Annotated in this window: 11 protein-coding genes; 6 read left to right on the forward strand and 5 right to left on the reverse strand. The window is 64.6% G+C overall.

Going from position 1 to position 12,623, the window contains the following annotated elements:
• Positions 1-141: 141 nt before the first annotated feature.
• The 4 genes from fldB (at position 142) to PG897_RS10110 (ending at position 4,267) form a co-directional block, all read left to right on the forward strand.
• The gene (gene fldB / locus PG897_RS10095) at positions 142-660 is read left to right on the forward strand and encodes a flavodoxin FldB (RefSeq protein WP_005298196.1); all 519 of its coding nucleotides are present in this window, start codon (positions 142-144) and stop codon (positions 658-660) included.
• Positions 661-958: 298 nt separating this feature from the next.
• Entirely contained in the window at positions 959-2,359 is a 1,401-nt protein-coding gene (locus tag PG897_RS10100) for a TldD/PmbA family protein (protein ID WP_201881623.1), read from the forward strand.
• Entirely contained in the window at positions 2,359-3,699 is a 1,341-nt protein-coding gene (locus PG897_RS10105) for a TldD/PmbA family protein (RefSeq protein ID WP_043170232.1), read from the forward strand. The genes PG897_RS10100 and PG897_RS10105 overlap by 1 nt, the downstream gene beginning before the upstream one ends.
• Before the next feature lie 175 nt (positions 3,700-3,874).
• Positions 3,875-4,267, forward strand: coding sequence for a VOC family protein (locus tag PG897_RS10110; protein WP_043170234.1), 393 nt, complete (start codon positions 3,875-3,877; stop codon positions 4,265-4,267).
• A 72-nt stretch (positions 4,268-4,339) separates the two neighbouring features.
• Here the strand turns inward: PG897_RS10110 and PG897_RS10115 are convergent, their stop codons facing one another.
• The 5 genes from PG897_RS10115 to PG897_RS10135 form a co-directional block, all read right to left on the reverse strand.
• Complete coding sequence (locus PG897_RS10115) at positions 4,340-5,266, reverse strand: L,D-transpeptidase family protein (protein WP_043170235.1); 927 nt, start codon at positions 5,264-5,266, stop codon at positions 4,340-4,342.
• Between the two features lie 276 nt (positions 5,267-5,542).
• Positions 5,543-6,826, reverse strand: coding sequence for a nucleotide disphospho-sugar-binding domain-containing protein (locus PG897_RS10120; protein WP_270828976.1), 1,284 nt, complete (start codon positions 6,824-6,826; stop codon positions 5,543-5,545).
• Positions 6,826-7,701 (reverse strand): TauD/TfdA dioxygenase family protein, encoded by an 876-nt coding sequence (locus PG897_RS10125; protein ID WP_043170239.1) that lies wholly within the window; start codon positions 7,699-7,701, stop codon positions 6,826-6,828. The genes PG897_RS10120 and PG897_RS10125 overlap by 1 nt, the downstream gene beginning before the upstream one ends.
• 10 nt (positions 7,702-7,711) lie before the next feature.
• Positions 7,712-8,686: an L-tyrosine/L-tryptophan isonitrile synthase family protein gene (locus PG897_RS10130; protein ID WP_042006910.1), complete on the reverse strand. Its 975-nt coding sequence runs from the start codon at positions 8,684-8,686 to the stop codon at positions 7,712-7,714.
• 525 nt (positions 8,687-9,211) lie between these two features.
• Positions 9,212-10,060, reverse strand: coding sequence for a patatin-like phospholipase family protein (locus PG897_RS10135; protein ID WP_043170246.1), 849 nt, complete (start codon positions 10,058-10,060; stop codon positions 9,212-9,214).
• Between the two features lie 140 nt (positions 10,061-10,200).
• Here PG897_RS10135 and PG897_RS10140 point away from each other — a divergent pair, with 140 nt between their 5' ends.
• Together PG897_RS10140 and pepE are read left to right on the forward strand one after the other, a co-directional pair.
• The gene (locus PG897_RS10140; RefSeq protein ID WP_201881989.1) at positions 10,201-11,565 is read left to right on the forward strand and encodes an endonuclease/exonuclease/phosphatase family protein; all 1,365 of its coding nucleotides are present in this window, start codon (positions 10,201-10,203) and stop codon (positions 11,563-11,565) included.
• 316 nt (positions 11,566-11,881) lie between these two features.
• The gene (gene pepE, locus PG897_RS10145) at positions 11,882-12,610 is read left to right on the forward strand and encodes a dipeptidase PepE (protein ID WP_019839529.1); all 729 of its coding nucleotides are present in this window, start codon (positions 11,882-11,884) and stop codon (positions 12,608-12,610) included.
• Positions 12,611-12,623 lie beyond the last annotated feature (13 nt).

Here is a 12,623-nt window from a genome sequence, read left to right on the forward strand (position 1 = left end):
CGACCCACCCGGCCCGCAAGGCAGGCTTGTCCATGGCCCGGCAAGAAGTGAAGCGCGCCGGGCAATCTGCTAGACTGGCGCCCACCCCGGGCGCCGCTGTGCCGGTCACGCCCCTTGCCTACTGCGATCAAGAGAAGAGCGATGAAGATAGGTTTGTTTTACGGCTCTACCACCTGCTACACCGAGATGGCCGCCGAGAAGATCCGCACCCTCATTGGCCCGGAGCTGGTCGATCTCCACAACATCAAGGACGTGCCCCTCATCCGCATGCAGGAGTACGACATCCTGATCCTGGGCATCTCCACCTGGGACTTCGGCGAGCTGCAGGAGGACTGGGAATCCCGCTGGGAAGACATTGCCGACCTGCATCTGGAGGGGCGCATCATCGCCCTGTTTGGCCTCGGCGATCAGCTGGGCTATGGCGAATGGTTCCAGGATGCTCTCGGCATGCTGCACGATCAGCTGGTGCCCAAGGGGGTCAAGCTGGTGGGCTACTGGCCCAACGAGGGGTACGAGTTCGACGCCTCCAAGGCGCTCATCGACGATGGTCGTCACTTCGTTGGCCTGGCCCTCGACGACGCCAATCAGTACGACCAGACCGAATCGCGCATCGAACAGTGGGTCGACCAGATTTTGAGCGAGATCCACGAACTGCTGTGACGCCGGGTTTTCTGACAGCAGTGGCGATGGCCCCCAGCCATCGCCCGCTTCCCGCACGGCATGTCGAAAAAGGCCTTGTGACTGGCCCCTTGAACAGACGTCAGCTGCGACACTTCCCCGCCTGCCGCCTCAGGTTTCGGACCACCGGGCGCATAAATCGCACCGATTTTCTCAATCGGTATCATCGCATGACGCTATAGCGACTTTTTTATGCTGGTCTGCAACAATGGAAGCGACACCCCATAACAATCACAGCCGGGTGTCGGAAGCAAACGGACAGACCAGAAAAGGACATTCTATGACCCCATTCTCCCTGTTGGCCCCCGCCATCGCCCGCGACGTGCTCGATCACGCGCTGGCGCTGGGCGCCGACTTCGCCGAGCTGTTTGTGGAGCGCAAGCGCCGCAGCCAGCTCAGCCTGCTCTCAAGCCAGATAGAAAATATCAGCGGCGGCCTCGATTTCGGCATCGGCGTGCGCCTGTGCTACGGCCACAAGGTGCTCTACGGCTACACCAACCTGGCCGATCGCAACGAACTCTTGCGCATCGTCACCCTGCTGGCGGCCAAGGACAGGCGTGACCCCGTGGTCACCGCCACCGCCTTCGATTTCACCCGCCTGAACGATCGCAACCCGATCGCCCTGCCCCTGTCGGCCGACAAGCTGCTGGAGCAGAAGATCGCCTACCTGCACGCCATGGATGCCGCGGCCCGCGCCGAGAGCGACAAGGTGAGCCAGTTTGCCGGCAACGTGCTGGGCTGGGAGCAGGAGGTGGAGATCTTCAACAGCGAAGGGGTGCAGGTGAGCGATCGCCGCCACTACAACCGCATCATGGCCCAGACCATCGCCGCCCTTGGCAGCGAGCAGAGCGTCGGTTATGAAGCCCCCGGCGCCATGATGGGCTGGGAGCACGCCGCCAGTATCGATCCCCGCGAGCTGGCCCTCACCGCCACCCGCCAGGCGCTGGTGAAGCTGGGGGCGGCTCCCTGCCCGAGCGGCAAGCTGCCGGTCATCATGGAGAACGGCTTTGGTGGCGTCATCTTCCACGAGGCGTGCGGCCACCTGCTGGAGACCACCTCGGTGGCCAAGAAGGCCTCGGTGTTCCACGACAAGATGGGCCAGCTCATCGCCAATCCGGCGGTCAGCGCGGTGGATGAAGGCTTGCAGGGCAACGCCTGGGGCTCCATCAACGTCGATGACGAGGGAATGGCGACCCAGCACACCCAGCTCATCAAGGATGGCGTGCTCACCGGCTTCCTGGTGGACCGGATGGGGGCCCTTCGCACCGGCTACGCCCGTACCGGCTCCGGGCGCCGTGAATCCTACAAGTTCGCGCCGGCCTCGCGCATGCGCAACACCTATATCGAGCCGGGCAATCACAGCCTGGACGAGATGCTGGCGACAGTGGAGCACGGCATCTATGCCAAGCGGATGGGGGGCGGCTCGGTGCAACCCGGCACCGGCGAGTTCAACTTCAACGTGCAGGAGGCCTACCTCATCGAGCACGGCAAGATCACCCGGCCCCTCAAGTCGGCCACCCTGATCGGCACAGGCCCGCAGGTATTGAAGGAGATCTCCATGGTGGGGCGCGATCTGGCCCTCTCCGCCGGCATGTGCGGCTCGGTCTCCGGCTCCATTCCCGCCTCGGTCGGCCAGCCGCCGCTCAAGGTTGACAATATCCTGGTCGGAGGGAACGCCTGATGAGCCAACTCGACATGAACCAACTGCTTGCCCGCCTGCTGGACCAGGTCGCCGACCTCGGTGCCGAGGCGGACGTCATCGCCAACCAGGACAAGGCCTTCTCTCTCAAGGCCGACAAGGGAGAGCTCAGCGAATACAAGGTCACCAGCAGCCAACAGATCGGTATTCGGCTGATAAAAGAGGGCCGGGTCGGCATCGCCTATTCGGAGTCTCTCGACGAGTCGGCGCTGGCCGCCATGGTGCAGGATGCGCTGGATGCCAGCCGCTTCGCCAAGGTGGACCCGGATCAGACCATCGCCGTGCAGCAGAGCCGGCTCATTACCGACTGCGCCGAGATCAATCAGCCCGACACCACCCCAGTGGAGGAGAAGATTGCCCTGGCCCTGCGCCTCGAGTCGGAGATGCTGGCGCTGCCGGACGTGACCGGCGCCCCCTACAACAGCTTCTTCGAGGGAGAGGGCCGGCTGTGGCTCGCCAACACCCAGGGCAGCCTCTGCCAGCATCAGGCATTCAGCGTCGGCTGCTACAGCTCCGCCCTCATCGAGCGCGACGGCCGTCAGTCAATGTTCTCCCAGGGGCAGTATGAGCGCCGCTTCGATGCGCTGGACAGCCAGACCCTCATCCAGCAGATCCACGCCGTGGCCGACGGCCTGCTGGCGGGAGACGCGGTGCCGAGCGGTCACTACAGCGCCATCTTCGACACCAATGCCCTGGCCAGCCTGTTCGGCTGCTTCCAGGCAGCGCTGTCGGGCAAGTGGGCCCAGCAGGGGATCAATCCTTGGCGGGGCAAGCTGGGCCAAAGCGTGGCTTCCCGCTGGCTCACCCTGGAGAGCCGGGCCTATATGCCGGGCGGCATGCACATCAAGGCCTTCGATGGCGAGGGTGCCGCCACCCGGGATCTGCTGCTGATCGGCGAAGGGGAGCTCAAGACCCTGCTGCACAACAGCGCCACCGCCCGCTACTTCGATGTGGCCAGCAACGGCTCGGCGGCCCGCAGCGCCCGCAGTGCGCTGGATGTCAGTCCGCGCCACCTGGTGTTCGGGCTCGGCCCCCACAGCGAGGCCGAGGCGCAAGCCGGCGAGTATCTGGAGCTGGTCAAGCTGGACGGCCTGCACTCCGGCGCCGATGCGGTGAGCGGCGACTTCTCGTTCGGCGCCTCCGGCTTCCTGTGCCGGGACGGCGTGCGGGTGGCCCCGGTACGCGGCATCACGGTGGCGGGCAACTTCTACCGCCTGCTGGGTGAGCTGGAAGCGGTCGGCAACCTGCTGCACCACGACGATGGCAAGAGCTTCTACGCGCCGCTTATCCGCTTCGGCGGGCTGAGCATTGCAGGCAACTAACTGTATATCGTGGGGAAAAGCCCCCAGATTCCCACCCGAAAGCGGCGCCATCAGGCGCCGCTTTTTTAGCTCTGGCGCTCCTCATGGGCCGCTCCTAACCTCTAGGAAGCTGTCTACGACCTGCCGCGAGAGGCCGTCAGCAAGGAACAGAGCCGCCGGTCGCATCGGCCGGCACATGCAGGAGATCACCAAGATGGACAATACCCTGGTCTGGGCCGACATTCCGACACGGGATCTGGATCGCGCCATGGCCTTCTACTCGGCCCTGCTCGACGTGCCGGTCACGCCGATACAGGAGGAGATCCGCTTCGCCATGCTGCGCCACGACGGCAACAACGCGGCGGCCTGTCTCGGTCCCATGGACAAGTACCACCAGCCGGGGCACTCGGGCCCCCTCATCTACCTCGCCCTGGGCGATCGCCTGCAGGAGGCCGAGCAGCTGGTGCCCAGCATCGGCGGACGGGTGCTCGAGCCCCTGCACAGCATCGGCAGCGGCCATGGCTCACGGGTCATCATCGAAGATACCGAGGGCAACTGGCTGGCCCTCTATGCCCCGCCGGCCGGCTGATGACGGCGGCTCCCAGAAACAACAACGGCGACCTGATGGTCGCCGTTGTGCATGAGCCAGTCTCCCGGGTCATCAGACCTGCGGGTTGAGACGGGTCGGCATGCCGGTACGCTGTTCCAGCACCTGTTTGACCACGTTGGAGTCGCTCTCCGCGTGGGCGATGAAGCGAGTGGTGGCCGGGGTCATGGGCAGCGGCACGGAGGCGGTGGAGTTGAACTCCTCCTCGGTGCGCGACAGCGGCTCGTGTACTTCCATGTAGCGGCTGCCATCCGGCTCGACCGTGGTCTTGACCGGCTGGTTGACGAACTGGACGCGGGTGCCGACCGGCACGTGGTCGAACAGATACTTGATGTCGTCGGCACGCAGGCGCACACAGCCGCTGCTCACCCGCAGGCCGATGCCGAAGGTGGCGTTGGTGCCGTGGATGGCGTACAGGTTGCCGATGTAGAGCGCGTGCAGGCCCATGGGGTTGTCCGGGCCGGCCGGCCAGACCGCAGGCAGGGTCTTGCCCTGGGCGGCATAGCGGCGACGGATGTTCTCGGTCGGGGTCCAGGTCGGGTTGGCACGCTTGCGCTCAACCTTGGTGATCCAGTTCTCCGGGGTGTTGACCCCCAGCTGGCCGATGCCGATGGGCAGTACCTGCACCACGTTCTTGCCTTTCGGGTAGTAGTAGAGACGCATCTCGGCCACGTTGATGACGATCCCTTCGCGGGGAGCGTTGGGCAGGATCAGCTGATGGGGAATGATCAGCTTGCTGCCAGCCTTGGGCAGGTAGGGGTCGACGCCCGGGTTGGCTTCCATGATGTTGGTCAGACCCAGCTGGAAGTCAGAGGCGATCTGCTCCAGCGGACGGTTGTCCGCGGGCACCACGTATTCCTGGTTCTCGCCGATCAGGCGGCTGTTGGCGGCGGGCAGCTGGTATTCAACGGCGGCAGCCTGCTGGCCGGCCAGTGCCAGCGTACATAAAAGAGCCGAAGCGGCAATGCGAAGGGGATTCATAAAATTCCTGTGTGGTTTCCTGTACCAAGTTGGCCGAAGGCCGTGTCATCCTCGGTTGCGCCGGGGCGCAAAGGTGGCGTCCGCGGTCGATTACCGAGCGCGCATTCTTTCCTGAGTCGGCCAAAATTTCAACGTCGAAAACGCTCTTTTTTGCATGAAAAAGCGCATCCGGCGCCACTGGCGCAGCCTGCTGTCATGATGGCCACGCTAGCAGCCACAAACTGAGCAGAAGCTGAACAAAAAGGGAGGCCGCCTGGCCTCCCCTTCATCACGGTATCAAGGTCGTCCGCCGAGCAGATCCGCCACGCTCGCGGCGATGGCGGCGCGGCCATCGAGCGCCGCCATCTCCTCGGCCAGCAGCCGCGCCCGGGCGCGGTAGCGCGGCTCGCCAACCACCTTGCGTACCGCCGTGGCCACCATGGCCGCCGTCGGCTCGTTGCAGTGCAGATTGATGCCGGCCCCGCTCCAGGCCACCCGGGTCGCCACCTCCGCCTTGTCCTCTCCGGTGCCCGCCACCACCAGCGGCACCCCGTGGGCCAGCGCGGACTGCACCGAACCGTAGCCGCCATTGGTCACCAGGGCGGCGGCGCGAGGCAGCGCCAGCTCGAACGGCACGTGGTCGGTGACGATGGCATTGGCCGGGATGGCATAGCCCAGCAGCGCCGGATCCCGCCCGCCGGTGGTCAGCAGCAGTTGCAGCTCGTCACCAGCCAGCCCCTGCATGGCCGGCAGCAGTAACTGCCCCAGATCCACGTTTGCCAGAGTGCCCTGGCTGACGATGACCAACGGCCGCTCATCGAGCCTCTCCCACCAGGGCGGCGGCGTCAGCTCAAGCCGGGGTGGCTGCAGTGAGCCGACATAACGGATCACCCCCTCGAGCTCCGGCCGCTCGTATTCAAAGCCGGCGCAGGAGAGCTGCAAGAAGGCATCGGGGGCCGTCACCATCACGTCGGTGAAGGGGGCCGTCAGCGGTGGCGCCCCCGCCTCGGCCAGGGCGGCATCGAAGCGCTGTTGCACCTCTCTTTGCAGTTGCCGGGTCGGCTCATCGAGCCAGGGCAGCTCGCCAAGGGAGCGGCGCAGCTCGGGGGGAATGCGTGGGCCGTAGAAGATGGCGTCCGGACTCGAGTAAGAGACAGGGTTCACCCCCAGCATCAGGATCGGCACCGGCCGGCCATGGGGCTGCTGCAGCAAGGGCAGCACGCCGTAGAAGCCGTTCTCCACCAGCAGCAGATCCACCCCCTCCGCCGCGATCAGCGCCCGCAGCTGCCTGTCGTGCTGCGCCATGGGGGCGGCGAAGAAACGCTTGAGCGCCAGCGCCATCTGGGCGGTACCGCTCAGGCTGGCCCGCTCGGGAAAGTGCCGCTCCAGCGCCCGGTAGTCAAAGTCCACCTCGGGGGCGAAGGGCACGAACTCGGCGCCGGTGTCACGGATGCGCTGCTCGAACAGGGCGCCGCACAGCATCAGCACTCTATGCCCCTGCGCCACCAGCAGACGGGCCACCGCCAGCATGGGATTGACGTGGCCCGGGGTGGCGGTGGCCGCCAGCAAAATGGTCGCCATCACGCCGCCCCTTGCGGCGCCAGCGCCGGGTTGAGGCAGACCGGGCTGGCCTGGATGTGGACCCGCTGGATGTGGCGCGCGGAGCGGGCGGTGAACCCCTCGCGGCCGTGTAGCAGGCCGAGGTTGTCGGCGATCACCACGTCTCCCCCTTGCCACTGGTGGGCATAGAAGTAGCGCGGGTCGTAGAGCCGCTGGTGCAGATCCTGCAGAAAAGCGGCCTGCTCGGCCGGCGCCACCCCCTCGATGTCGAGGGCATGCTGGTTGAGAAAACGCACTCCCTCGCGCGGCGGTTCGTTGTAGCGCAGCACCGTCTCGCCGCTCACCGGGTGGGGCACCAGCAGTGGCGAGCGCACCTGGCCGCCGTAGTGCACCACCTGCTTGATGCGATAGGTGATGTGCACCCGCTCCCAGCGGGCCAGCCGCTCGCCGTCGAGCTCGGTGAGCAGCTGGCGGGTATTGATGAAGGTGGTGCGCCCCCCTTCGTCCGCCGCCGGGGCGTGCACGCAGTGAAACAGCTGGAACTCGGGCAGGGTCGGCTTGTACATGCCGTCCCAGTGCAGCGGCACATAGCTGGAGTCGAAGATGTGATCGGTGGCGTTTTCGTGCTCCTTCACGTCCAGCACGGCGCCGAAGGGCCACATCATGATCTCGCCCCACTCCTCGCCGTAGCGGGTCAGCCGCTCGGCATCGGTGAAGCCCGACTCGAACCCGCGCAGGATCAGCACGCCGTGGCGGCGGGCCAGCTCGCGCAGCGCCTCGATAGCCAGGCTCTGCACCGGCTGGCCGTTGCGGGCCGGTTCAATCAGCAGGCCGAACGGGGCCTGTGGCAGGATGCGGCAGCGCTCGCCGCCGAGGGTAACGATGGATGCAGTCATGGGAAACTCCTCAGGCGGCGGCCTGCTTGCCGTTGATCAGGTAGTGGCTCGGACGGCCGTGGATGTGGACCAGCTCATGCTCCATCGCCAGCACGTCGCGCCGCTTCATCAGCACGAACTGGCCATCCAGGTTGGCCGCCACCCCGTGCCAGGGGGTGAGCCAGTCATCCCGGGTCGGCAGCATGTGGATGCCCATCTTCAGGCTGTGGCTCGCCTGGGGGTGGATGGAGAGGCGGATCGCCTCGGGGAAGCGCTCCGCCAGCAGGTTGCCCCAGGCGCGGCTGCGCTGGATCACCGCATGAGTGCGCCCCTTGGCATCCCGCTGCAGCGCCGTGTTGGAGAGCGGGGTGTCCGGCAGCTGGCTGTCTTCATAGAGGAAGCGGGTCATGGCGCGATAGAGGCGAATGCCCTCCTCGGTGCTTCTCACCTCCTGGGCAATCAGTTCCAGCGGCTCGGCGTAACGCTCCACCAGCTGTTCGCGCAGGGTGTCGAAGTCGCGGCTGGCGCAAAACTCGGCCATGCCCGCCACCATCCCCAGGTGGAAGACCCCGAGATGGGTCGCCCCCAGCTCCAGGATCAGCTGCTCGATATGGGCCTGATAGGCGTCGATGGCCGGATCCGCTACCCGGATGAGGTCACCGAACACGTGGCCGTCCGAGCAGATGAGGATCCGCATGCCGGGCGCGTAGTGCAGCTGGATGCGCTGGCAGAGGTGGTTGAGAAAACTGAGGGAGAGCCGCTCCGCCATGTCCGGCAGAGAGCCCAGCACCTTGTTAGGATTGGGCGACTTGGTGGGAAAGGCGGGCAACACGCAGAGGATGGTCTCGCCCCGCTCGATGAAGTCTTGCAGACGGGGGATCTGGATGGCGGCCACCTCTGCCTCCTCCTGCTGCCGATCCAGGATGGGATCGGGGAAGCGGCGGCGATAGGGCAACAGCTCGGCAAATATATTCTGGGCAATTTGATGGGAAGATAAACCACTCATTATTCCGGCTCCTTTGGCAGGATTAAAATCAATAAAGATGACTCTTTATCAATGCGTCCAGTCTCTGTTGTTATTATTTGCGTATCCGTTTGCTACCCAAACGAATCGAGAGAGGACAGTAGCCGAGATAAAGTCAGGCTATCAATTCGCCATTGATGTAAACAGCTTCAACCCTGCGCTAATAATCTTTACCGCATAAGCAATTCACATTTATCTATATGAATAAAAACAAAATAATTAATATTGAAGCGGTTACCAAAAACCCTTTTCCCAAAAAGTTCCCCAGCCTTTATTTTATTTGGTCACAAGTTGACTCAGCCATTATTTAGCAGCGCTTAATAATGATGGCGGCTCAACGGAATAATAGTGGCCATTTCGCCGAAAATATCGCAAGCAATTATTTATTCACATAATAAGCCGATGCGCCATGGCCGGGTTCCGGGATGGCGCAGACACAAAAAACCGGGTTGCCCCGGTTCTTTGCATCTCGTCCCAGCGACACTGCCTATGGTCGACCGAATCCCCTCAGGCCGGCACCGGCTCCGCCGCCAGATAGTCGAGGGCTGCCTGCCAGCCCATCCGGTAACCCTGCTCCAGCCTCGCCCGGTCGGTGGTCATGCGGCCGACCCGAAAGTTTGCCGGCGGCACTATGACCCGGATGCGGCAATCCGCCGGCGGCTGGCGGATGAAGTCGATGGCATCGTTGTAGCTTTGGTGACGCGACAGGCTGGCGCGAGCCAGCGCCGGCGTCTCGCGCAGCAGGTAGCGATGCAGGGCTGGCAGGCGCGGCGCCCGCTTGCGATAACCCAGCGGCCGGGAGAGCACCACTGTGATGTCGCGCGCCCCCTGCTCATAGGCGTGGCGCACCGGAATGGAGTCGGCCACCCCACCGTCCGTCATGGCCTCCCCGTCGATGCGCACGAAATCCCGGTAGACCAGCGGCACCGAGCAGGAGGCCTTGATCTGCTGCTCCAGCTCGGCGGCATTGGCCATGAGGTAGGCGGCCTGGCCGTCCGCTACCCGGGTGGTCACCACGGTCAGCGGCACCGGGTTGGCGGCAAAACGCGCCAGATCGAGCCGGCACTCGCGAATGGTAATGGCCCACAGCCAGTCGAGATCGAGCCAGTGGCCGCCACGCACGAACTTGGCCAGGTTGATGAACTCGGGACGGCAGGAGTAGTCGGTGATGACGTTGTGGTTGCGCCCCTGCTGGCCGGCCAGAAAGGCCGCCAGGTTGACCGCACCGGCCGACACCCCGATGCAGTGATCGAACGCCGTGCGCCCCTTGGCCAGAAACGCATCCAGCACCCCGGCGGCAAAAATGCCGCGCATGGCGCCCCCCTCGACCACCAGGGCCGTTTGTCGCCGACTCATCCCGCCTCCCCGTTTTGCTCTGTGAATGGTCTCACACTTTGGCCCATTCAGAGCCCGGCTGTCGACCGGGATCCCTATAATGGGCCCGCCTTCGCTCCCCATGAGCAAGGTATAACTTATTGATGCTACGGAATATTACAATGAAAAATATCAGCAAGTCCCTACTCGCGGCTGCCATTTCCCTCGGATTGATGGCAGGCTGTAACAGCCATAATGACTCCGAGACCCCGACCCCCATGGTTCGCTTCGCTACTTTCAATCTCTCCTTCGATCGCACCGCCGCCGGCATGCTCGCCGGTGAACTGGCCCTGAGCCGCACCGAGCAGGATGCCCTGCTGGCCCGCCTCGCCGACGGCACCTTGAACGGTGCCGAGAAGACCAAGGCCCTCGACGTGCAGCAGATCCGCAACATCGCCGAAATCATCCAGCGCACCCGGCCGGACGTGTTCCTGCTCAACGAATTCGACAATGACGGCAAGGGCAGCGACACCACGGACCTCAAAGCCTTCAACGACAACTACCTGGCCCATGCCCAGCACGACGAGGTGAAGGCCATCAGCTACCCAGTGCTGCAGAACTTCGCCACCAACACCGGCCTGATGAGCGGCCATGACCTCAACCTGGACGGCAAGGTCAACAACGGGCCGGACGACGCCTGGGGCTTTGGCAACTACCACGGCCAATACGCCTTCGCCGTGATGTCCCAGTACCCCATCGATACCAAGCAGATCCGCACCTTCCAGAAATTCAAGTGGAAGGACATGCCGGGCGAAACAAACCCCGTCATCGACGACTGCAACAATGCCAAGGCGCCGATCCCGGCCGGCCGCCAGTGCGGTGATGCTTGGTATGACGACGCCGCCTGGCAGGCCTTCCCGCTCTCGTCCAAGAACCACGCCGACGTGCCGGTGCGCATCAAGCGCGGCAACAAGGAGGAGGTGATCCACTTCCTCATCTCCCACCCCACTCCGCCCATCTTCGGCAACGCGGCGCGCCACAACGTCAAGCACAACCGGGCCGAAGTCGCCTTCTGGCAGGACTACGTGGAGACCGCCAGCTACATGGTGGATGACGCCGGCAAGGCCGGTGGCCTGCCCGCGGGTGCCAAGTTCGTCATCGCCGGCGATCTCAACGCCGATCCCCAGATTGGCGATGGCGATCTCACCGCCATTCAGGATCTGCACAACCATGTGCTGGTCAATCAGGCCGTCACCAACGGCGCCCTGATCCCGGTCAGCCAGGGCGGCCCCGAGTGCCTCGCCAGCCAGCCGGATCAGTGCAAGCGCAACAACAACCGCCCCACCCCGGAGCGCATCACCAGCAGCAGCGGCCTGCAGCTCGACCACGTGCTGCCCTCCGCCAATCTGAACGCGGTCGCCTCCGGCGTGTTCTGGCCGGCCAGCTTCGAGCCTGGCTATCACCTGGTGTATGACGCCAAGCTGGGCATCGCCAAGGGAGTCAGCTCGGATCACCGCCTGGTGTGGGTCGACTTCAAACTCGACTGATCACGCCAGACAGACCAAGGGGGCCTGCGGGCCCCCTTGTGCTTTTGTGGCCTCCGACGAAATTCAAAGAGGCCACTGACCCCGGATATCCTCTGCTCTGCAGCCTCATCGCGCCCATATGCCACCCGCTCGGCACCATGGCGCCTGTCGCAGGACCACCAGTGCCGGGCCTCTCTTTGGTCAAAAAACGGTCTCATCAGGGTACATGGCGAGTCGATCACAGAACCTGACGCCGGATCGGGCTAGAATGGGGGCTTCCGTCACCCGGCCTGGGCCGGTGACCTCTTCGCGCTTTCACTTATCGAGGACACGCTTCATGGAACTGCTTCTTCTCAGCAACGGCAAAGCCACCGAATGCCCGGGTCTGCTCGGATGGGCCCGGGATCGGGTGCAAACCCTGCTCGCCCGCAAACAGGTCAAGCGCATCCTGCTCATCCCCTACGCGGTGATCCGCAGCGACTGGGATGCCCGTGCCCTGGAGCTCAGCGAGAGCCTGGGAGTGGAGGCCATCAGCATCCACCAGTTCGACGATCCGGTGGACGCCATCCAGCAGGCGGAGGCCATCTTCATCAGCGGCGGCAACACCTGGCGCCTCAACCAGCTGCTGCACGAAAACGGCCTGGTGGTGCCCATCCAGCGCGCCGTGCGCGAGCGGGGCGTGCCCTATGTGGGCTGGAGCGCCGGTTGCAACGTGGCGACCCCGAGCATTCGCACCACCAATGACATGCCGGTCTGCAGCGCCGCCGTGCTGCCGGCACTGGGACTGTTCCCGCTGCAGATCAACCCCCACTACCTGGACGCCAGCATCAGCGGCCACATGGGAGAGACACGCGACGAGCGCCTGGCCGAGTTCTGCGCCATCAACCCGAGCGAGCACGTGGTGGCCCTGCGCGAGGCGAGCCTGCTGCAGGTCAGTGGCGAGCAGATCGAGTACTGGAGCGCCCGCGGCGAAGGCTTCAAGATCTTCAAGCACGCCGAGACCATCCAGGAGTTCAGCACGGCGGCGCCGCTGGCCGAGCTGACGCCGTTTCGCCCGCGCGGCTGATTGGCACTGACCG

Source organism: Aeromonas sp. QDB20, from assembly GCF_027707805.1.
GTDB classification, from domain to species: Bacteria; Pseudomonadota; Gammaproteobacteria; order Enterobacterales; family Aeromonadaceae; genus Aeromonas; species Aeromonas dhakensis.

What these genes read in the sequence shown, in the direction of transcription:
- PG897_RS10115 (WP_043170235.1), bottom strand. Translation starts at nt 5,266, where the DNA reads ATGAATCCCCTTCGCATTGCCGCTTCGGCTCTTTTATGTACGCTGGCA.
- PG897_RS10120 (WP_270828976.1), bottom strand. Translation starts at nt 6,826, where the DNA reads ATGGCGACCATTTTGCTGGCGGCCACCGCCACCCCGGGCCACGTCAAT.
- PG897_RS10125 (WP_043170239.1), bottom strand. Translation starts at nt 7,701, where the DNA reads ATGACTGCATCCATCGTTACCCTCGGCGGCGAGCGCTGCCGCATCCTG.
- PG897_RS10140 (WP_201881989.1), top strand. Translation starts at nt 10,201, where the DNA reads ATGAAAAATATCAGCAAGTCCCTACTCGCGGCTGCCATTTCCCTCGGA.
- fldB (WP_005298196.1), top strand. Translation starts at nt 142, where the DNA reads ATGAAGATAGGTTTGTTTTACGGCTCTACCACCTGCTACACCGAGATG.
- pepE (WP_019839529.1), top strand. Translation starts at nt 11,882, where the DNA reads ATGGAACTGCTTCTTCTCAGCAACGGCAAAGCCACCGAATGCCCGGGT.
- PG897_RS10100 (WP_201881623.1), top strand. Translation starts at nt 959, where the DNA reads ATGACCCCATTCTCCCTGTTGGCCCCCGCCATCGCCCGCGACGTGCTC.
- PG897_RS10105 (WP_043170232.1), top strand. Translation starts at nt 2,359, where the DNA reads ATGAGCCAACTCGACATGAACCAACTGCTTGCCCGCCTGCTGGACCAG.
- PG897_RS10135 (WP_043170246.1), bottom strand. Translation starts at nt 10,060, where the DNA reads ATGAGTCGGCGACAAACGGCCCTGGTGGTCGAGGGGGGCGCCATGCGC.
- PG897_RS10130 (WP_042006910.1), bottom strand. Translation starts at nt 8,686, where the DNA reads ATGAGTGGTTTATCTTCCCATCAAATTGCCCAGAATATATTTGCCGAG.
- PG897_RS10110 (WP_043170234.1), top strand. Translation starts at nt 3,875, where the DNA reads ATGCAGGAGATCACCAAGATGGACAATACCCTGGTCTGGGCCGACATT.